Consider the following 20,522-nt stretch of genomic DNA (forward strand, 5'->3'; position numbering starts at 1 on the left):
GTTGTCTGCCTTTGAGGCGATTTCCCGCGTCCTTACCTCACAACAAGCTGATTGGCTACTGGGTTGAGCAATTACCATTTGGAAGCAGAGCAGGAATCAGGTTGCGCTCCCCTCAGTTTCTAGCAATACGGGTGAAAACCCTTTTAGAATGAAAAGCAATTCGTGGCTGAGATCTCCGGAAGTAATTGGGAGTTGCCGCGATCGCAGGCAACTAAAAAACTAGCTCTAACCCCTGGTGTGTGTACATTGGGGGGCATTTCTGATTGGGTGGTGGACTGACATGGCATTTTCTTCAGTAGTTCGGGCATTAGGGCGATCGCCCCTCACCTCAGAACTTCTCAGCAAGTTGCAGCAGCAGGGGCGCATCAAGCTCAGTGGTGCTCCCCGTTTGCCGAAGGGGCTCGTCGCTTCGACGTTGGCGCAAGAATCCAAAGCGCCGCTGCTGGTGGTGACCGCGACGCTGGAAGAAGCCAGCCGTTGGGCAATTCAGCTGGAAGCCATGGGCTGGAGTACCGTCCATTTTTATCCCACCTCCGAAGCCTCCCCCTACGACCCCTTTGACCAGGAATCGGAGATGACCTGGGGGCAACTGCAAGCCCTCGCCGACCTCACCAGTGCCACGGGCTTAGAGAGAACCGTGATCGTCGCCACCGAACGGGCGCTACAACCCCACCTGCCCCCCGTTGAAGTTCTCAAAGACTACTGCCTCACCCTGAGCAAAGGGCTGGAAATTAACCTGAAGGAGTTGGCCCTGCGGTTGGCCCGCCTCGGCTATGAAAAAGTGTCCCTGGTAGAAACCGAAGGTCAATGGGCACAGCGAGGGGACATCATCGACGTATTTCCCGTGTCGTCGGAACTGCCCATTCGTTTAGAACTGTTTGGGGACGAACTGGAGCGCATTCGGGAATTTGACCCCGCCAACCAGCGATCGCTCGACGCCATCGATCGCCTCGTCCTCACCCCCACCGACTACGTTCCTCTCATCTTGGATGTGCTCAAGGGAAAAAATCTCGTCGATCAACTCTTTCCAGAAGAAGCGCTCGAAGGACTGGCCGACGGCATCTATCCCGAAGGGGTGAGGCGCTGGCTGGGGCTGGCGTTTGACGCCCCGGCTTCCCTGTTGGATTACCTGCCCGCAAATACCGTCATCGCCCTGGATGAACCGGATCAGTGTCAGGCCCACAGCGATCGCTGGGTGGAACATATCGATGAGCAGTGGCAAGAAAATCAAAATACCCTGCGGGAAGGGCAAAGCCCGACAAAATTCAAAATTCAAAATTTAGCAGACGATTTCTCCGATTCCGAGGAAACCCCCAACCCAACCACCCAGCCACCCAGCCACCCAGCCACCCCACTACCCAAACTTCACCGTCCCTTCACCAACGCCCTGGAAGAAATCGCCCTCTTTCCCACCGTTCACCTTACCGAAATCGCCGAGGCCCGAGACAATAGTCTGAATTTGGCCAGCCGCCCCGTTCCCGCGATTCCCCACCAGTTCGGCAAACTGGCAGAAACCATTCGGGGAGAGCGCGATCGCCGCTTCGGCATCTGGCTCATCTCCGCCCAGCCCTCCCGCTCCGTGGCGCTGTTGCAAGAGCACGACTGTCCCGCCCAGTTCATTCCCAATACCCGTGACTATCCCGCCATTGAGAAATTGCAGGGACAGCACACCCCCGTAGCGCTGAAATATTCTGGTCTGGCGGAACTGGAAGGCTTTGTGCTGCCGACCTTTCGGATAGCGATCGTCACCGATCGCGAATTCTTTGGTCAGCACAGCCTCGCCACCCCTGGCTACGTGCGCAAGCGGCGCAAAGCCACCTCCAAACAAGTCGATCCCAACAAGATGAAGCCGGGGGATTTTGTCGTCCACCGCAACCACGGCATCGGACGCTTCCTGAAACTGGAAAGCCTGACGTTAGATGGTGAAACCCGCGAGTACCTGGTCATCCAGTACGAAGACGGACTGCTGCGGGTGGCAGCGGATCAGGTGGGCTCCCTGTCCCGCTATCGTTCCACCACCGATCGCGCGCCGACCCTCAACAAAATGTCGAGCAAAGCCTGGGAAAAGACCAAAGGCAAAGCCCGCAAAGCCGTCCAAAAAGTCGCGGTGGATTTGCTCAAACTCTATGCGCAACGGGCCAAGCTGGAAGGGTTCCGCTTTCCCATCGATACCCCGTGGCAGCAAGAACTCGAAGACTCGTTTCCGTATCAGCCGACGCCCGATCAGCTCAAATCGGTGCAGGACGTGAAGCGCGATATGGAAAGCGATCGCCCCATGGATCGCCTGGTCTGCGGCGATGTCGGCTTTGGTAAAACGGAGGTCGCCGTGCGCGCCATCTTCAAGGCCATCAACTCCCACAAACAGGTGGCCCTCCTCGCCCCCACTACCATCCTCACCCAGCAGCACTACCACACGCTGAAGGAACGCTTTTCCCCCTACCCCATCCAAGTGGGCTTGCTGAACCGCTTCCGCACCGCCCAGGAAAAGAAAGATATCCTGCAACGACTCAAAACCGGAGAACTGGATGTAGTCGTCGGCACCCACCAACTGCTCGGTAAGTCCGTTGCTTTCAGAGACCTGGGCCTGATGGTGGTGGATGAGGAGCAGCGGTTCGGTGTGAACCAAAAGGAAAAAATCAAAGCCCTCAAAACCGAGGTGGACGTGCTTACCCTCAGCGCCACCCCCATTCCCCGAACGCTGTACATGGCGCTGTCCGGCGTTCGGGAAATGAGCCTGATCACCACGCCGCCCCCCTCCCGCCGCGCCATCAAAACCCACCTCTCGCCCTACGATCCCGAAGCCATCCGTAGTGCCGCCCGTCAGGAACTCGATCGCGGCGGCCAAATCTTTTACGTGGTGCCCCGTGTCGAAGGCATCGAAGAAGTCTCCGCTCGTCTGCGGGAATGGATTCCCGGTGCCCGCATCATGATCGCCCACGGCCAAATGCAAGAGGGCGAACTGGAATCCACCATGCTCGGCTTCAGCAGTGGCGAGGCCGACATTCTCGTCTGCACCACCATCATCGAGTCTGGCTTGGACATCCCCCGCGTCAACACCATCCTGATCGAAGACGCGCAAAAGTTCGGGCTGTCCCAGCTTTACCAACTGCGGGGTCGGGTGGGGCGATCGGGCATTCAGGCCCATGCGTGGCTGTTCTATCCCCGCCAGCAAACCCTCACCCCCAAAGCCCGCCAGCGCCTCCGCGCTATTCAAGAATTTGCCCAACTCGGTTCCGGCTACCAGCTCGCCATGCGCGATATGGAAATTCGCGGCGTTGGCAACCTGCTCGGCGTTCAGCAGTCCGGCCAGATGGATGCCGTCGGCTTTGACCTGTATATGGACATGCTGGAAGAAGAAATCGCCGAAATTCGCGGTCAAGAGATTCCCAAGGTGGACGACACCCAGGTCGATCTCAAGGTCACGGCCTTCATCCCCAACGACTACATCGACGACACGGAACAAAAGATGACCGCCTACCGCGCCCTCGCCGCCGCCGACAACAAGCGCGAACTGGCCCAAGTCGCCGCCGACCTCAACGATCGCTACGGCAGCATCCCCTTCGCCACCGAACAGCTCATTCGCGTGCTGGAACTCAAGCAGCTCGGCAAACGCCTCGGCTTCTCCCGCATCAAACCGGAAGGCAAGCAGCACATCATCCTCGAAACCCCAATGGAGGAACCCGCCTGGAAACTCCTCTTCGACGCCATCCCCGGTCACCTCAAGTCCCGCTTTATCTACGCCGGCGGCAAAGTCACCGTGCGCGGCCTCGGTGTATTGAAACCAGAGAAGCAACTTGACAACCTATTGGAGTGGTTCAAGCTGATGCAGGCCGGGTTGCCAGAGAAAGCAGAGGTGGGAGTAGGGGCGATCGCGTAGCGTAAAACGAGCAGAGACTCTTATCGTTGAGCATTCTCTTTCCGTGTCTTCTCTGCATGTGCCTTGCGCGATAAAACTTGAAGGTTATCAAGCACCGTCAAACCGCCATCTGCCATCGGCAGAATATGGTCAATTTGAAAATCCCGTCTCATCTGGCTCTTAAATCCACTTAAAGTACAAGTGATAAAGCCATTTTTGTCTGTGTGTTTCGCAAATACATCATCTTTTATTTCTCGATATAGCGCTGGATCTCTTTCTCTGATTTCAATCATTGTCAGCTTTTCTATTGGGATAGAGTCTGGTATGACAATAGGCGGCTCCATCTTCACATCAGGATAAGCACCCAAAAGCTTATTTACCTCAATATCCACCTGTTTTTTGAAGTATAGATAGTTATATCCAAACAAGACTTGCCAAAAAGATTTTCCATCATTCCAAAGGGAAAGAAGATATTCAGTGATTTGTCTTAGCGTGAGATCATTCTCATATATATGCCTTGCTACAATTGATAAATTGCATTCTCTGCGTTTGCTAAATGCGATAAAATCTGGCTCCATCTCTTTTTGAGCGTAGAAGCGTAGAATATTCCTGATGTCGTCATCTCGATAACCCAATAAGAAAGGATGATTCGGGAAATAAAGATTTTTGACGTGATCAAGCAGATATTCGAGTTCTTCTGATGTTAAAATCTCTCGGTTTTCAATATCAACGACTTTGAACACCGCGGCTAGGTCATTTACAAAGCTGTCATAGTCTTCCTCAGTGTCAGTATAAATTAAAACTTCATAATTTCTCGGGACTGGCTCACCAGATTCAGCGGGCTCAAGAATAGAAAAGCGATATATCCCAACGGGTACTCTTTTCAAAAAATCAAGTTTTTCTAAAGTTGTTGTGTCAATAGAATCATCCATCATCCGAGCAAATTCTTCAATTTTCTCAATTGAGATAAGGCGAGCAATTCGCTTCATTGTCTCAGGATGTGAGTCAATAAACTCACCTTCTTCTTGGTGAAGTTTTTCAGGGTTGACCCAGTTTATTTTATTTTCCCAATTATCAATAAAGCTGACTACATAAGCTTTCTCTGTTCCCCCCGCTTTCTGGCCGCGAAGTGCCCGCCCGATCATCTGTGTCATTAAAATAGTAGAAGTGGTAGGCCGAGTCAGGAAAACAGTCTGTACATTGGGTAAGTCAGTACCCTCTGTTAGCATTTGGACATTAATCAGAACTTCCAAATCTCCGTCTCGAAAGCGCTGTATTTTTTCACCATTCTCCTTAGGTGAAATTTTTGCATTAGTACCCTCCTCAACGACTTGACCGACAACAAAGTCGGAATCGATACCTTTACTCTTAAAAACAGAATTTAGGGCAATTGCATGATCAACGTCGATCGCAAAAACTAATAAAGGTTTATATTTGTCTCGATTTTTAATATAGTGATTTACGATCCAATTATTCCGGATTTTAGAAAGTGCAAGTTTTTGGGCGACTTTCTTGGGGATTGTATCAAAGTTTTCGATTGCTCTGATGTCTTTCTCAGTTAGTTCTTGATGAAAATCTAGATTAGTTTCCAGGCTTTCAAAAATCGGCTCTGAAAGTATACCCCTCGCAATTAAGGTTCTTAAATGCTCTGAAAAGATAATGTCATCTGGAAAAACTTGCTTGAGAAGACCTTTCTCACTTTCGCTTGTCCTGAATGGCGTAGCCGTCAAACCTAATATCTTAAAAGTATTTGACTTCCCCTTTTTCTCAAAGGTTTCTTTGATAGCATTGACTAGCTTTCGATAGGTCTTAGCCGTTGCATGGTGAGCCTCGTCAACCACCAACAAAATAGCATCAGAATGATCAACCCAATTTTTTAGTAAATACTTAAGTCCACTATTTAGGCTATCTTTGCTAGCAATAATAATATCGTCTGTGGGTTCAATGTTGACAGGTATATCATGCTTGGGATGCCCAGAAATTACGCGATACCTGAATTCGTCAACATCACCCAATAAGGCAGTGTAAGAACTCATTTTTAGGGTTTCACAAGCCTGATTTAATAACTCATGCCGGTGGGCAATCCACAGTACCTTTTTGCGCTGACTGATGAAGTTGCGTAAAAGCCAATGGACGGCTGTCAGCGTTTTGCCGCCGCCCGTGGGTAAAACTAGTAGCCCTTCAAAGGAGGATTGGTTTTTCTTGTCTAATTCTTTGATGGCTTCATTCTGATGAGCATAGAGTTCTCGGGGGTTTTTTCCTTTGCTAGCTTGAATCTGACCTGAATACTCTACTTGAACGGTTTGCATTTGACTTCAACCTACGAATTCTAGCAGTACTGGACATTGCGCTACCTCTTGATACAACCGCAATATCACCTACAAAGTGTTCCCGAAATGGAAACGGCTAGAACTTGGCAGAATAATGTCTCGATAAATGACTTGCATGATTTTCATTTATTAAACCCAATGCCACTCAAAAATGACGGTGGGTGAGAGATGAGTAGAATCGATATACGAAGTCTTATAGCTATAAACCTTTTGATGGTACGCACTCCCGCACCACCCCTCACCCTGGAAGCGTTTCTGGAACTGCCAGAGACAAAACCTCCAAGTGAGTACACCGACGGACAAATTATTCAGAAACCGATGCCGCAGGGAAAGCACAGTGCGATTCAGGGAGAGTTGGTGACAACGATTAATAGCGTGGTGAGAAAGCCGCAGCTTGCCCGAGCCTTTCCAGAATTGCGCTGCACATTTGGCGGCAAATCGACCGTTCCCGATATTGCAGTTTTCCGATGGAATCAGATTCCCCGTGATGAAAAAGGCGAGATTGCCAATACCTTTCCACTCGCCCCTGATTGGACGATCGAAATCCTCTCTCCCGATCAAAATCAAACCCGCGTCACCAAAAACATTTTGCACTGCCTCAAACACGGTACTCAAATGGGATGGCTGATTGACCCTGATGAGCAAACCGTATTTGTCTTTCAACCTAGCCAAGAGCCGGAAGTCTTGGATGACCCGAATGCCGGATTGCTATTGCCAGAATTCATGGGCGAGTTTTCGCTAACGGTTGGTGAGCTATTTTCTTGGTTGGTTTGAGCCGGGTTGCCAGAGGAGGAATGGGTGGGGGCGATCGCGTGAACCAGCCGCCTGAAATACAATAAATTCAGACCATCTCCCAGGAGTCCACCGTGACGGAAACTGCCGAAAGACTCAAACTGGAACTGTCCCAACTTTCCATTCGCGATCGGGCAGCACTCGCTGCTTTCCTGATTCAATCCCTGGATGAAGAACCAGAAGACGACGTAGAAGCTGCCTGGGAAGAAACGTTATCTCGCAGAATGGCAGAGATTGAAAACGGTACGGCTTCCGGTCAACCCGCCGATCAAGTGTTGACCCAGTTGAGAGAAAAATACTCGTGAAGCCTGTCAACCTTCACAGTGAGGCCATGCAGGAACTCGACGATGCTGTCGCGTACTACCAAGAACAAGCACCGGGTTTAGGGCTAGATTTTCTAGACGAAGTAGAACAAGCCCTGAAACGAATCCAGCATAGTTCAAACCTCGGCCAACCCTATAAAAATACGAGGCTGCGCCGATATGTGCTCCGAAAATTCCCCTTTCTAATTTTTTACACAGAGTTAGACACCCTGATTTGGGTGGTTGCCATAGCCCACGCAAAGCGCAAACCTGATTATTGGAGAACTCGACAGATAACTTGATGCAAACTGATATGAGTCGGGTTGCAAGCACAAGGAAGGGGTGGGGGCGATCGCAACCAAAGCATCGATTACCCTCCAACCCAGCTTTCAGACGTAAACTTTAGACAGCTAGCAAAAGGTCATCGTGTATGGAAACGTTTCGTCAGGTGGTGACGGTTGGGAGCGATCGCTGTGTAGAGATGACGCTTCCCGCTCCCATTCCGCCAGAGCAAATGGAAATTGGGGCGGTGCAGCCCATTGGCGAGCCAGCTCATCCGCTGCATCATTTACGGCAGCCAGTCCTACAGCAATTTATAACGCTTGAGTTCGCCTTCGACTTTGGCGGTGAGCTGAGCTTTGAGATCGGCAGCGTTGTGAAACACAATTTGTTGCTCTGACGGAATCTCAAACGGAAAATGACCGGGTAGGTCGTCGCGTTCTTGACGGGCGAGGATGATTTGCTCAGGGCGTTTGCATTGCAGGGCGTAGCCGAGTTCGACACAGACGCTGGCATTGGGCAAAAGCGATGGTGGCGAACCGGCCGATTGGGCAACGGAGGTGCCGTCGGCGACAAAGAGCAGCGATTTACGCAGTTTACGCATGAGGGGACTGTTGCGCTTGAGGGCTCCAGCCCCGGAGCGATTGGCTTCTTCCAGACTGAGGGGGAGGCGCGATCGCTGGTTCACTTTTTCGAGTAAGGCTTCTAAGCCTTCTCGCAGCAAGGCGCTCGACTCGGCATAGTCGGTTTGGTAGCAAAAGAAGATGGACGGGTCTTGCTGCACCAAAGATTCTTGTTTGATGAAATAAATTTCGTGGCTGAGCAGGTCAATGTTGGCGATCGCGTAAGTGCCGCTGCCCTCAATGTAGAATTCCACCGCTTCCCCAGCGAGGTAGCGCTGAAACCAGTCGGCTTGCCGCACCGCTTCACTATCGTCGAGAAAATCGGCCCGCAGTCCTGACTTCAACAGACTGTTGCGGCTCAAGCGCAGATCTTGCGATCGCTGCTCTAGCTCCTTAGCCGGTTCGTACTGTTCTAGATACCAAGCTTTGAGGGCAATAATCGCCATAGACGATGTCCTTTTAAAGAAAACGGGTCAGGATTAATAATTACTCGATACTTTACGAGGCATCCCAGCAAAATCAAGGGCATTGGGAAAAATTCCCAATAGTTTTAAGGCCACAGCACAGGGGGATGGGACTGGGGGAGCCGGATGGGGCAATGCGGTCATGCACCGCCACCGGAGAAAGTCGCTGAAATACCACCGAAGAATTTCGATTATAGATCAAATGTACTGACTTAGTCTTGGGCTTCCGGAGTGGACGGCTCAACGTTATCGGAGCCATTGAACCGCTGCCAGATCATTTGCAGTCCCAACAGGGACAAGCCGATCGCAGAGATGGCGAAGACTCCGGTACCAAGGGTAATGCTGCCCAGAACGAGCGTGCGCACGGCCGCCGAGAGGTTGACGACGGTGATGTTGTCAGAGGTGACGGGCTTGTGGGCGAAGGAGGAGGCCACCGCAATTAACATTTTGTAAAACAGCATGGCAAACACCGCCGCCATCAGGGAGCCGGTGAAGGCGCGGAGGATGCGCTGGGTGGAAAGGGGATTTTCGGCGGGGGGCGCGATCGCGGAATCTGGCTGCTTAGATGTCGCCGGGGTGCTCATGGGGCCAACTCATTTTGAGACGGTCACTATCCTGCCATAGAACGCCTGACCATTGGCGACTTACTCAATGAATCGTCAGTTGTAATGTCGGTGGAGGATGGCGGCCAGGGTTGCAGGAGCGATTGTCGCGGCACGTAGAGGGGATGTCGCGGCTGTCCAGTCCGGTTGAGTCCCAGGCAGCAGAGGCGATCGCAAAACGGGGTCAACAAGTTCAGAACGGCTTGGTCGCGTTGATGCAGGCTGCCCCAATTGCCCCAGGCCAACAAAATGCGATCGGCGGCGGCACAGGCCTGCACAATGTGTTCGTCATTGTCGGCACCGATGGGGTGGGCAACGGTTTTGAGAACTTGGGGAGACGCGGTATTGTCGGCACCGATGGGGTGGGCAACGGTTTTGAGAACTTGGGGAGACGCGGTGCAGTAGGCAAATAAGTTCACCACGGTGAGGCGACCAAACTGCCACTGCTGGGCGAGGCACGTACAACGCCGCAGGGTGGGATCATCCTGGCGATGGTCAGCCCGGCTGGGATTGAGCATGATGAGGGCGATCGCTGGGCCGCTGACCGCCCACTCCCGCCGCAGCCAATACCGATATTGTCCGGTCTCGTCAAATTTGGCGGCCCGCTGCATGTTTACCCATTGGCTCAAAATGCTATCTATCCGGTGATGGCCCCGGCTTTAATTGTCGGCCTAAAACGCACAGTTGTCAGGTTGCGGAGTCACGGCCACCGCGGTCACGATCGCACTTTCTCCGCTAGGGTGTCGTCAGTCGCTGACTCCGGGCGGCGCGGCACCACTCACACCCGCCAGACTCACAGATAAACTAAGGGATACCGCGATCGCGGTTGAGCATAGAGTCATGTTGGCCAACGGCTGGGGCAGGTGATGGGGAAATGCCACCTTAATTGTCTCAAAGGCCAGGGCTCTTTTCACCGTTACCGCCTCACCCCATGACTGCGAGACGATGGGATCTGTCCGTCGGACGAAATCTGAATCCGACAGTATTTGTTACATTTGTTAACAGTTCGATCTGCGCCTACTAGGAAAGCTGCTGTGAGAGTATTCGCCTCATTTGACTCGGCCTTACGTTGGAATTTAGGGATTTTGTTCGCGGCGGGACTCTGCTTTTGGGCGGGGTTGGCGGGGCTGTTGCCGACGTTGCCGCTGTTTATTGAAACGTTGGGGGCAACGGGATCGCAAATCGGTATCGTCATGGCCTCCTTTGCGTTCGGTCTCCTGGTGGCGCGGCCTTGGCTCTCCCGGTTGGCCGACGAACAGGGGCGTAAGTTGGTGCTGATGATTGGGATTGTGGCGATCGCGATCGCCCCCTTTCTCTACTTATTCGCGCTGTATTTGCCCCCGCTGGAGTGGCAGCTAAGTTGGGGCGATCGCTCCCTAGATGTCAACGGCGTCTTATTGCTACTGATGGCGTTTCGGGCCTTTCACGGGCTCAGCATTGCCGCCTTCGTCGTGGCCTACAGTGCGCTAATCATCGATATTTCGCCCCCCGCCAATCGGGGTGAGCTCATCGGCTATATGAGTTTGGTGAATCCGATCGGGATGGCGCTAGGGCCAGCGTTGGGCGGCTTTTTGTTGGAGTGGAATGATTTCTCGGTGGCGTTCATTGCCATGGGCATTCTGGGGATCATGGGGGTGCTTTGCATTTCCCAGGTCAAAGAAAGTTATACCCCCACTATGGAGCGCCGCCTTCCAGGCGCACCGCGTCCTCAGTTTTGGAGTTTGCTGCTCACCCCACGGGTGAGAACTCCGGCGTTCATGCTGCTGTTGGTCGGGCTGGCTTTTGGGACTTTGAGCACTTTTATTCCGCTCTTTGTCCGTGAGGCCGGCATTGACCTGAATGTCGGGTTGATTTACTCCACGTCGGCGATCGCGAGCTTTGGGATTCGTCTAATGGTCGGACGCGCGTCGGATCGGCTCGGTCGGGGCCGCTTTATCACGGCGGGTCTGTTGCTCTACACCTTGTCGATGCTGACGTTTTGGCAAGCGGAGTCGGCACAGGTGCTGTTGCTAGCAGGGCTCATTCAGGGGGCCGCAGCGGGTACGTTCATTCCCATGGTGGCCGCAATGATGGGCGATCGCTCGGCCGCCCATGAACGCGGCAAGGTGTTTGGGTTAGTGATGGTCGGGTTTGATGTGGGCATTGCCTTTGCTGGTCCCGTCTTTGGCACCTTTGCCGACTTTGTGAGCTATCGCGGCTGCTTTGGCTTGTCGGGGCTGATGACGCTCCTGGGCCTGCTGGTGTTCATCACCACCTCCAGCAAAGATCTCGACCATTCCCTCCGGTTTTCGCTCGGCCAAGGCCGCGACCTCTACGCGGTGGATTTGTCCCCTGGCAAATGACCGCAGAACCTCCTAGATCGCTGTCTGACCAAACAAACTACCGTTGCCGGATGACTCGTCGCCAATAATTGGGTTAACGCCCGGCATTGAAAGCATCGGTCAGATACCCCGCCGCCGTCTCAACCGCCGCGATCGCATTTTCATACATCATCCGCGTTGGCCCCAAAATGCTCACGCTACCGATGGGCAAAGTGTCGCGGCAATAGGTCGAAGACACCAGGGCACACCCTTGCATGGGTTCCAGCGGATTTTCGGAGCCGATGAGCACCCGCACCCGCCGACCAGAATCATCTTCGGCAGCGGTCTCAAACACGAGGGGCCAGAGCTGGGCTTGCTCCTCTTCCAACAGTTGAACGATGGCCTGCACTTGTTGAGCTTCCGAAAACTCCGGTTGTCGCAAGACCTCACCGAGCCCACTCATCACAAACTGCGTGCTTTCCATGGCTTTTTGATTGCGCTGAGCCAGCAAAGCCATCGCCTCAGTCAGGGTATTGGCATATCGCTGGAACTCACGGTTCAGCTGCCCCCAATCCAACTCGGCAATCTTGTGCAGTGAGCACCCGACCAGGTGCGCCGTCAGAAAATTTGAGAGGATTTTGGATTCGCGCTCCAAGGCCTCAATCTGAGCAGAGGTATCAATCTGATCGCCAGGAAGCTGAATCACCATCGACTGCGTTTCTAGGGAATCTAGCACCACCGACATCAATAACTGAGTCGGCCCCAGCAACACTAGCTGGACATGACGAATCTTGGCATTTTGCTTGGTGGGCACAGTGATCAGCGTCAAATAGCCGCTCACCGCCGACAAAATTTGGGCCGCGCCTCGGAGCAGGGCTTCCAAGCTCCAGCCATCCCACTTCAGCGTGGCTGAGAGTTGAGTATCAATGGTTTGGGCCACCCCCTCAGCAGGGTGAATCAGGTTGTCAACATACAGTCGATAGCCAAAATCTGACGGAATGCGCCCCGCCGAGGTGTGAGGTTGGAATAACAACCCCGTCTTTTCCAGCATGCTCATTGCCTGCCGTACCGTGGCGGGGCTCACTTTCAGGCCATACCCTTGCACCAGTGCCTTAGAGCCCACTGGTTCTGCTGTCGAGACATACTGACGCACAGTAGCCCAGAGCACCTGCTGCTGACGCGTGTTTAAGATGACAGGGTCTAGCATGCAATGATTAGGTTGCTTTCAAAGAAGATTAAAGATTGCATTCAACCTTAGCAGATTGATTCACCGTTGGGGGCAACCGCGATGACCACAACGGGGACATTGGGGACTTGCCGCTGCGATCGCAGTCTGTAGATCGATCTGTTCAGATAGCAAAGGCACGGTTAACAACCAGTTTAAGCGATTCGCCCGATCGCATCCATGGCCGTATCAATTCAGAGCACTGCGGCAACTGACTAACGAAATTCTGTGCCAAATCCGATCGAGGTTTGCCCCATCGCCTCGTACACCGTAATGCCCAACGGCAAATCAACATTGCCATCTTCATCAAGAAACTGTTCGACAAAGCTCAGATCCACCAGGTCACCAATGTCGGGCGTAGCGTCGGCCTGGCCGGGCTGGTCGGCCTGATTGATGCTGCTGGCCACCGCATTCAGCATCTCAGGACTGTACGTGGCTTCAGGTTTGACGTTAACAACGCTGACTTGTCTAACGGCTTTGAGTTGATCGGGCCGGGTGTCCATGGAGACGCCTTGGGCATGATCTATCGGCAACAAATCGGCGGCAGTTCCCGTCGATTGGGCTTGAGCCCCAGCGCTCATCATCGAGCAAGAAACCGTAGAACCCACCGTGAACAGGAGAGCCTTGGTGCAAGCATTCATAGATAATCAGTGTCCCGTTAACTGGCAATATGGCTGCCTGAAAACTGCCGAGTGCTCAGGTTTGCCCCTGTAGACTCGGAGACTAATTCAGCCAGCATTTACCCTTCCCAACAAAATATTGGGCATCGGGATGAATGCGATAAAAGTTGTTCAAATTGCTGCCTGGAGAGTTGTGGCGGCGATCGCGGCGGTGGCACAGAGACACCTGAAGAGCGCTGCGGCTATACCTCTTGGGGGTGCGCGTACAATTAAAGGTACCGACTCCAGACACGGAACTGACCCAGCTACTCAGCTACCCAAGCACTGCTGTTACCGGGATATTGCCCGCGCCGATCCCTCATCCCCATTCAGCCGTGGAGTTGTGACATTCTCAAAGCGCTAGAACTCAGTCACCATCACCGTTGACCTAAGCCAGTCATACCATTCAGTCAAGCCTGCCCCCGTCGTGGCGGACACCTGAAAGATCCGCAACTGAGGATTCACCTGACGGGCGTAATCGAGACAGCGCTGCACATCAAAGTTGACGTAGGGCAGCAGATCAATTTTAGTCAACACCATCACCTGACTGGCGCGAAACATGTGGGGGTATTTGAGCGGTTTGTCTTCACCTTCGGTGACGGAGAGCATCGCGACTTTGGCGTTTTCACCTAAATCAAAGAGAGCCGGACATACGAGGTTGCCGACATTTTCGATAAGGACTAAGGAATGGTCAGGGGGATTGAGAGTTTTGAGGCCGCGATCGATCATCGCAGCTTCGAGATGACAGCCGGTTCCCGTATTCACTTGAATCGCCGGGCACCCCGTAGCCGCGATGCGCTCGGCATCATTAACGGTTTCCTGGTCGCCTTCAATCACCGCCATGGGGATTTCCGGTTGCAGATCCGCGATCGTCTGCACCAGCAGCGTGGTTTTGCCCGCTCCGGGGGAACTCACCAGGTTCAGCGCGGTGATGTGGTGGGTCTGAAACCAGTCCCGATTTTGGGTGGCGAGGCGATCGTTTTTTGCGAGGAGATTTTGCTCTAGGGTTAAGGTCGTGCCGTGAGCTCGGGCATGGACTGCTGCGGATCGGGGCAAGGTGACGGGGGCCGCGATCGCCGCTCGGTCAGTTTGAGGCGGCTCATGGGCAGGGGCAGGGGAGTGATTGTGGGGGGCGTGCTCATGACCAGCGTGGCGGTGGGTCACCACGGTGCCATCGGCCAACACATGGGTATGGCTATCGGCCTCTGTCGCGGTAGTCGTCGCTGCGCCGGGTTGAGTATAGGTTGCTTGGGCTCCATCGGAGCAGCCACAGGTTACGCACATAGTGCCTCCGTTTCCAGTTCTTTGATCGTGAGTTCTTCGCCTTGAATGATGGTGAGGTGGGTGCAACCGCAGTCACAGACGCCAAAGGGTTGCGATAGGGGCATCTCTTGTCCACAATCCTGGCACTGGCCGCGTCCGGGGCGCTGAATAATCTCCAACATCGCTCCTTCTAAGGGAGTGCCCTGGGCGCAGATGTCAAAGCAAAACTCGATCGCATCCGGCATGATGGCGGTGAGTTGCCCAATTTCCAGGCTGATGCGACACACCTTAGCGCCGTTGGCATGTTCGGTGGCGATCGCCACAATGTTTTGCGTAATCCCCAGTTCATGCATTAGCAAATCCTCGGTAGCTGGTCACCGACAAGGCGATCGAGGATGCGATCGGTGCCGAAGCCGGTTTTCAGAGATACCCGCCGCCCATTAGTGACATGACCGATCAGACGGCTGTGAACGCCAGCGGGGTGCCTCTGCATGGCCGCCAGCACAGTGTCCGCTTGGTCGGGAGGCACCACCACCACCAATTTGCCTTCGTTCGCCAAATACAGCGGATCTAAGCCTAAAAGTTCGCAGAGACCCTGCACCGCCTCATCGACGGGAATCGCCGCTTCAATCAGCTGAATGCCCACCTGAGCGCTATCCGCAAATTCATTCAGCACGGTTGCTAGGCCGCCCCGCGTCGCGTCGCGCATGGCTCGCACCGCCGGACAAGTCGCGACGATCGCATCCACCAAACCGTTCAACGGCTGGCAGTCGCTGTGCAGTTCGGTTTCGAGGGCAAACTGCTCACGCGCCACTAAAATCGTGGCTCCATGATTACCCAGGGGGCCATTGACGAGCACCGCGTCGCCAGGCTGAATGTGCACCGCTGCGGGCGTGACGCCGCGCCGCATCACCCCCACTCCAGCGGTATTGATAAAGAGCTTGTCGGCCCCGCCGCGCGGCACTACCTTGGTGTCACCCGTGACGATTTTGACCCCGGCCTGGTTGGCCGCTGTCACCATACTGGCCACAACCTGTTTCAACGTCGCGATCGCTAAGCCTTCTTCCAAAATCATGGCGCAGGTGAGATAGCACGGCACCGCCCCACTCACCGCCAGGTCATTCACCGTGCCATTCACCGCCAGAGCACCAATATCGCCACCGGGAAAGAACAGCGGATCAACCACGTAAGAGTCGGTGGTAAACGCCAGGCGATCGCCCTGCGCCGTCAATTCGTCCAATGGAATCCGGGCCTGGTCTTCTAGCGCCGTGGGCATTTTGCCCTCAAACTGGCTGACGAAAAGCGCCTCGATCAAATCCTGCATGGCTTGGCCGCCGCTGCCATGGGCCAGGGTAATGGTTTTATCTCGCAAACGCGGAAGTTTGGCCGGAGAGGAGGAAGAAGGAGTCATGCCCCCAGGCTAAAGGCAACCCCAGATGGGCCAGAGAGAAATACAGGTTAATTTAACGTGGGGCAGGGCGGCGGCGATCGCCTACAGAAACACACCCCAGTGGGGGACGGTCGGGTCCGCTGACGAATCAGTTATCCGCCCCAAACCACTAAAAATTGGGGGGGACAAAGGGGGACAAAGGCAGCATTTTGAGGGAGCCGTCGAGATTTGTGTGATTAGTAGCCCAAGCTTGGGAGAGGGCTTTAGGGTGAGGGCTCAAAGGTGACATACTCGCGCCCACAGTGCCTAACTGTTTCCCGCAGATATCTCTTTAGATCGCGTCATCAGGTCGCGTCATCGGCAGCATCAAGGCGCTTTTGCCACTCAGCATCCAGCTTCTCGCGCTGCTCGTATTCCTGTTCCGTGAGTTCCTTCGCGGTAGTGTAGGCCAAGTCGTCAGCCGAGACGACGGTTTGCGCCGCAAACTGTTGGGCAAAGGTGATCTTTTGATCGAGCTCTGGCCCCGCCGCATTCAAGGCAAGCGCCCGCTCTTGGCGCTGTTCGTTACGCTGCTCGATGCGGCTATTTTTACGCTTGACCCAGAAGTAGCGCACCGCTGGCACTGCCAGGAAAGCCGTACCATAGGCCAAAATCACCCAGTAAAGGGCATTTACCACGCCAATAAAGCCACCAATTTCAGCCACTAAGGCTTGATCTTGCAACATGAAGCCGAGCACGACTGCTCCCAGGAAGTTAAAGGTTCCTAAGGCTATGGCTCCAGACAGTTGACCCATCTTGGCTTCGCTGAATTTTTGGGGTGTCTCTTTGAGATAAGCCGGAACGGGGGTGCGACTTCTCTCTTGGGCCGTGACTTGGAGTTCGGGGAAGTGGTAAATGATCTCCCCGCGAGGACTGACTTCCGGCACGCCATTGAAGCGAGTTAACACGGGCAAGATATAGTCTTCGTCTTCTTGCGCCCAGCCTTTACCCACATCATCCAAATAGGGCACCGCTTGCTCGGCCGCGATCGCGCCCCCGTTGTTTTGAATCACCGCACCGATCTCTCGCCAGCGAACCTCTTCTATGTCTGCGTTGGGATCGCCATCGCCAAAGAGGAACGAAAAGATTGCTTCTAAGAAGTTCATCCCGTCGTCGTTGCGGCCAGAACGGTTGGGACGCGATGCCCGACGCGACGGCGAGCGACGGCTGTAGTAGGGGTCGTAGTGAAACAGCCAGAACAAATCACCGATCCAAAAGCGGGGCATGAACATCATGCCGCTGCCGCCGAAACCGCCGCCAAAACTGCTCCCGCCCCCGCGATCGTCGTCCTTTTGGGAGGCGGCTTGAGCCGCAAACACTAGCACCAAAATGGCTACCACAATTACCAAGATGGAGACGATCAGCAGAATGCCGAAGGAGATACGGATGAGGTAGAACAGCACGCTCCAGATGCGCTCCCAGGTTTCCTGCAAGCGCAAGCGCCAATACTTGTTGCGGAGAATGGCGCGGAAGCTTTTCGGGAATTCATAAGCAATTTCCCCAGCATCCGACACTTGCAAATGGGCCTGGGTATCGGCAGCCAAAGCATTTAGCCCCTGTTGGGCCGTGGCCAACTCTAAGCCAGACTGGGCCGCCACGTCACCGACGGTGACGCGGTAATCTAGCATCTCAACGGCTGTCATAACAGCGGTATTGTGGGCCATAGTTGCTGCTCCTTCCAATCACTGCGGGGCGTCGGCTCGGTTGCTCGTTGGGTTGGCTTTCCAAGTTAGCAACTCTAATGCCAGATGCCAGACCAACCACACACTACTTCAGTATAGAAATGTGAGCCAAATTCTTACTCGTGTCTATCAGTACGGAAATCCGGTTGCCAACTGCGCCCGGAGATTTGCGGGCTTAGAAATTTGTGGGTGGAGCGATCGCAATCCATCAAGTCGCTATCAAGAATGCGGTCATGGCGATCGCCATGGCCGCATTCTGCAATCTTGTTCTGAATCAAACCAAAGTTGTCAGCCGGACAGAAATCCAACATTGTGAGCAGATTCGTGCATATCCCAAGTGTGGCAAATCGCCATCCCCCTCAATCAAGACGCCCCTTCATTCCATCTCAACATCAACGCTATGGCGGTTTTGCTGCTTGCGAGGTGCGGCTGATTAGCAGAAACCTTGACGCATAGGGAAATTAGCGTTCCTCACCCGGCCAAGCAAAGCTGTCAGACCTACTCGTCCACTTTTGTGCCAGCTTGCTTATTGCAAAGGTAGAATATCGCGATTGAAAAACCAATTACCTTAGTCGATTCCGAAATAAGAGTGGCCCAAGCCGCGCCTTGCCAAGAATATCTGGGAATGAGCCAAAGATTGAGGCACACGTTTAACGCTGCGGCAAAAACTTGAATACTGCTGCGGTAACTTTGATGGTTGGAGCCCGTCAAAGTGTCTCCCACCAAGATTTGCAACGCAATCAACAGCGGCACTGGAGATAACAATTTTAAGAGAGCATCAATTTCTGCGTATCCCTCACCAATTAACGGCTCCACATAGGGCGATATCACAAAAGTGATGAAAGCAACTCCAATACCATAGGCAAACGCCATGGGCAAAAGTTTTTTAGCAAATCGATAGCTACCGCTAATACCTTCTGCACCATGTTGAAAAAAGCGAGGGAAGGTTGCACCAGCAACAGAAAGAATCGGAATCTTAAAGACGGTTAAGACCCGAAAACCGGCCCCATAAAGCCCAGTAGCCTGCAAGGAAGCGGCGCTAGCAAGCATGATTTTGTCAATATTTTCATTGATAAAATCAGAGGATTGGCTGATTGAGAAATAAAATCCTTGAACAAACTCTTCCTTGAGTCGTGGAATAGAAATTTGCGGTTTATCTAACCAAGCGTTCACCATCCATATAGAGATGATGGCCGGCAACATAGTGGAAAAGCAGTACAGATAAGCCCACTGTACTGAAGTTGTTTGTTCAAGAATGAGAGCTAAAGCGATCGCTGCCAATAGCTTTGTAAAGCCCACCAGAATCGATTTAAATGCGGTTACTTTTGCTTGCCCTGTAGCCAGAAAGGCGGCACTCGAAGCCGAGTTGATATTAAAGCCAATGAGATCAGCAATAAAGATTAGGGCAATCACCAACTGAGGAAAGTTACCGCCGGACAAAGTGGGGCCTATGGCGGTAAAAACGACCGTCAACAATGTCCCCATTACGAAAACAGTTAGTAGAGAATTGCCCCAGTAATATTTCAGGAGGGAGCGATCCACGGAGACGTGCTTTACCAGGATTTCGCTACAGCCCCAACTTGCAAATGAATTGATCATCGTTGCAAGAGCCGTGATCCCCACAAAAACCCCGTACTCTGAAGGCCCTAAAGTTCGAGCCAAAATCACAAAGTAAGCTGTTTGGATAAAAATACTCAAGCCCTTAGATGCCAACAGCCAAAAGGAATCTTTGGCTAAGGAGCTAGCACGAATCTGTGAAGCCTTATCTTTTATCTGAGTTAAACTCTTGGAAAACATGTATATACGAGTTAGATTTCTTTCTTGCAAACGTTTCCTTTTGGAGAAACATTAATCGATAATAAAAGGCCATTATCTTGGCTGAAAGTGATTTTAATTCAAGCTAGATAATCTCTCTGGCTAACAGACCTGATAAGTTTTCAATGGAACATAGATTAAGCGTTAACTTTAACTGTTGGTTAACCTTGCCCCGAATCAAAACCCATGCTAGCGGTTCATGCATCATTCACCGATGATCTTTGGGAGCGCAGATATATGCCTTGGTCATCAATGTCGTACAGGTTAGCCATGCAGCCTGAGCCCATCCAAAGTGATTAAATGGGATTTAGCTCTGCCATATTTAGCCCGCTGGCAATTACTGGATTAGTTTTACTCATGGCAGTCATTCTGAGGGTTATTGGCAAGGCAACTATCGGCAGGTACGCGGAAAGCAGTTGTTATATCGATGCGACGACGACAGCCCGAGCAGCTAACCGCTATATCATCTAGCTTTAACGTGAATAGAGTCTATTTAATTCAGGCAGTGACTCCACTCAATCACATATGCGTACTTCCCCCATTCATAACACTCGATACTAGAAAGTTATATTAGGATTCGGTAAACTCTGCGCCCGTCATATAAAGACTTGATTTCTTTTTAGCGAAACTTCCGGGTAATCACGCACCGGTTCACAAGGATGACTGTTTGGTAAGACGAGCGTTCGGCCACTTATACAGTAACTATGCTGGTCAGCCGCATCCCGATCTCGCTCTCTGTAGAGATTGCCCTAGCAGCTTAAGCGTAAAGACCGGCCCATCTATGCCTGTGTCTAGTGCATCCTCTCTCAGGTGCATAGCGTAAACGTAATTGCTCAACCAGGTTGACTCAAGCGATGAGCTAGCAGAGGATGTTAGGCTTTGGTCATGACTGAACTCCCCC

Annotated in this window: 16 protein-coding genes; 5 read left to right on the forward strand and 11 right to left on the reverse strand. The window is 53.0% G+C overall.

Features of this window, described 5'->3' with window-relative positions; all coding sequences use genetic code 11:
- The first annotated feature begins 280 nt into the window (after positions 1 to 280).
- The gene (mfd, locus tag JUK32_RS17525; protein ID WP_204140157.1) at positions 281 to 3,877 is read left to right on the forward strand and encodes a transcription-repair coupling factor; all 3,597 of its coding nucleotides are present in this window, start codon (positions 281 to 283) and stop codon (positions 3,875 to 3,877) included.
- A 20-nt stretch (positions 3,878 to 3,897) separates the two neighbouring features.
- Here mfd and JUK32_RS17530 read toward each other — a convergent pair whose 3' ends face one another.
- Entirely contained in the window at positions 3,898 to 6,165 is a 2,268-nt protein-coding gene (locus JUK32_RS17530; protein ID WP_204140158.1) for a DEAD/DEAH box helicase family protein, read from the reverse strand.
- 234 nt (positions 6,166 to 6,399) lie between these two features.
- On the opposite strand from JUK32_RS17530, the gene JUK32_RS17535 reads away from it, so the two are divergent.
- From JUK32_RS17535 to JUK32_RS28770, 3 genes are all read left to right on the forward strand, one after another.
- Complete coding sequence (locus tag JUK32_RS17535) at positions 6,400 to 6,960, forward strand: Uma2 family endonuclease (protein ID WP_204140159.1); 561 nt, start codon at positions 6,400 to 6,402, stop codon at positions 6,958 to 6,960.
- A gap of 92 nt (positions 6,961 to 7,052) precedes the next feature.
- Positions 7,053 to 7,283, forward strand: coding sequence for an addiction module protein (locus JUK32_RS27665; protein WP_204140160.1), 231 nt, complete (start codon positions 7,053 to 7,055; stop codon positions 7,281 to 7,283).
- Positions 7,280 to 7,582: a type II toxin-antitoxin system RelE/ParE family toxin gene (locus JUK32_RS28770; RefSeq protein ID WP_375541580.1), complete on the forward strand. Its 303-nt coding sequence runs from the start codon at positions 7,280 to 7,282 to the stop codon at positions 7,580 to 7,582. Before JUK32_RS27665 ends, JUK32_RS28770 begins: the two co-directional genes overlap by 4 nt.
- 281 nt (positions 7,583 to 7,863) lie before the next feature.
- On the opposite strand, the gene JUK32_RS17550 is transcribed toward JUK32_RS28770, so the two are convergent.
- The 3 genes from JUK32_RS17550 to JUK32_RS17560 all read right to left on the reverse strand — a co-directional run bounded on the left by JUK32_RS17550 (position 7,864) and on the right by JUK32_RS17560 (position 9,877).
- The gene (locus JUK32_RS17550) at positions 7,864 to 8,628 is read right to left on the reverse strand and encodes a hypothetical protein (protein WP_204140162.1); all 765 of its coding nucleotides are present in this window, start codon (positions 8,626 to 8,628) and stop codon (positions 7,864 to 7,866) included.
- 230 nt (positions 8,629 to 8,858) lie between these two features.
- Positions 8,859 to 9,230, reverse strand: coding sequence for a DUF3082 domain-containing protein (locus JUK32_RS17555; protein WP_204140163.1), 372 nt, complete (start codon positions 9,228 to 9,230; stop codon positions 8,859 to 8,861).
- Between the two features lie 26 nt (positions 9,231 to 9,256).
- On the reverse strand, positions 9,257 to 9,877 hold the full coding sequence (locus tag JUK32_RS17560; protein ID WP_239112792.1) for a DUF1643 domain-containing protein: 621 nt from the start codon (positions 9,875 to 9,877) through the stop codon (positions 9,257 to 9,259).
- A gap of 405 nt (positions 9,878 to 10,282) precedes the next feature.
- Here JUK32_RS17560 and JUK32_RS17565 point away from each other — a divergent pair, with 405 nt between their 5' ends.
- A complete protein-coding gene (locus tag JUK32_RS17565; protein ID WP_204140164.1) occupies positions 10,283 to 11,590 on the forward strand; it encodes an MFS transporter in 1,308 nt (435 codons plus the stop codon).
- 73 nt (positions 11,591 to 11,663) lie between these two features.
- Here JUK32_RS17565 and hrcA read toward each other — a convergent pair whose 3' ends face one another.
- The 7 genes from hrcA to JUK32_RS17600 all read right to left on the reverse strand — a co-directional run bounded on the left by hrcA (position 11,664) and on the right by JUK32_RS17600 (position 19,603).
- Positions 11,664 to 12,755, reverse strand: a complete 1,092-nt coding sequence (hrcA, locus tag JUK32_RS17570) for a heat-inducible transcriptional repressor HrcA (RefSeq protein ID WP_204140165.1) — start codon at positions 12,753 to 12,755, stop codon at positions 11,664 to 11,666.
- Positions 12,756 to 12,988: 233 nt separating this feature from the next.
- A complete protein-coding gene (locus JUK32_RS17575; protein ID WP_204140166.1) occupies positions 12,989 to 13,414 on the reverse strand; it encodes a hypothetical protein in 426 nt (141 codons plus the stop codon).
- A 378-nt stretch (positions 13,415 to 13,792) separates the two neighbouring features.
- Entirely contained in the window at positions 13,793 to 14,716 is a 924-nt protein-coding gene (gene hypB, locus JUK32_RS17580) for a hydrogenase nickel incorporation protein HypB (protein ID WP_204140167.1), read from the reverse strand.
- Positions 14,707 to 15,048 (reverse strand): hydrogenase maturation nickel metallochaperone HypA, encoded by a 342-nt coding sequence (locus JUK32_RS17585; RefSeq protein ID WP_204140168.1) that lies wholly within the window; start codon positions 15,046 to 15,048, stop codon positions 14,707 to 14,709. The genes hypB and JUK32_RS17585 overlap by 10 nt, the downstream gene beginning before the upstream one ends.
- Positions 15,048 to 16,106 carry a hydrogenase expression/formation protein HypE gene (hypE, locus tag JUK32_RS17590; protein ID WP_204140169.1) on the reverse strand — a complete coding sequence of 353 codons (1,059 nt, stop codon included), beginning with the start codon at positions 16,104 to 16,106 and terminating at the stop codon, positions 15,048 to 15,050. Before hypE ends, JUK32_RS17585 begins: the two co-directional genes overlap by 1 nt.
- A gap of 323 nt (positions 16,107 to 16,429) precedes the next feature.
- Positions 16,430 to 17,788 (reverse strand): hypothetical protein, encoded by a 1,359-nt coding sequence (locus JUK32_RS17595; protein WP_204140170.1) that lies wholly within the window; start codon positions 17,786 to 17,788, stop codon positions 16,430 to 16,432.
- 516 nt (positions 17,789 to 18,304) lie between these two features.
- Positions 18,305 to 19,603 carry an oligosaccharide flippase family protein gene (locus JUK32_RS17600; RefSeq protein ID WP_204140171.1) on the reverse strand — a complete coding sequence of 433 codons (1,299 nt, stop codon included), beginning with the start codon at positions 19,601 to 19,603 and terminating at the stop codon, positions 18,305 to 18,307.
- Positions 19,604 to 20,522: the final 919 nt, after the last annotated feature.

The sequence above is a fragment of the Halomicronema sp. CCY15110 genome, assembly GCF_016888165.1.
Lineage (GTDB): Bacteria > Cyanobacteriota > Cyanobacteriia > Phormidesmidales > Phormidesmidaceae > Halomicronema.

Coding starts and splice junctions, on each gene's coding strand:
- mfd (WP_204140157.1), top strand. CDS start 281: ATGGCATTTTCTTCAGTAGTTCGGGCATTAGGGCGATCGCCCCTCACC.
- JUK32_RS17530 (WP_204140158.1), bottom strand. CDS start 6,165: ATGCAAACCGTTCAAGTAGAGTATTCAGGTCAGATTCAAGCTAGCAAA.
- JUK32_RS17535 (WP_204140159.1), top strand. CDS start 6,400: ATGGTACGCACTCCCGCACCACCCCTCACCCTGGAAGCGTTTCTGGAA.
- JUK32_RS17550 (WP_204140162.1), bottom strand. CDS start 8,628: ATGGCGATTATTGCCCTCAAAGCTTGGTATCTAGAACAGTACGAACCG.
- JUK32_RS17555 (WP_204140163.1), bottom strand. CDS start 9,230: ATGAGCACCCCGGCGACATCTAAGCAGCCAGATTCCGCGATCGCGCCC.
- hrcA (WP_204140165.1), bottom strand. CDS start 12,755: ATGCTAGACCCTGTCATCTTAAACACGCGTCAGCAGCAGGTGCTCTGG.
- JUK32_RS17575 (WP_204140166.1), bottom strand. CDS start 13,414: ATGAATGCTTGCACCAAGGCTCTCCTGTTCACGGTGGGTTCTACGGTT.
- hypB (WP_204140167.1), bottom strand. CDS start 14,716: ATGTGCGTAACCTGTGGCTGCTCCGATGGAGCCCAAGCAACCTATACT.
- JUK32_RS17585 (WP_204140168.1), bottom strand. CDS start 15,048: ATGCATGAACTGGGGATTACGCAAAACATTGTGGCGATCGCCACCGAA.
- hypE (WP_204140169.1), bottom strand. CDS start 16,106: ATGACTCCTTCTTCCTCCTCTCCGGCCAAACTTCCGCGTTTGCGAGAT.
- JUK32_RS17595 (WP_204140170.1), bottom strand. CDS start 17,788: ATGGCCCACAATACCGCTGTTATGACAGCCGTTGAGATGCTAGATTAC.
- JUK32_RS17600 (WP_204140171.1), bottom strand. CDS start 19,603: ATGTTTTCCAAGAGTTTAACTCAGATAAAAGATAAGGCTTCACAGATT.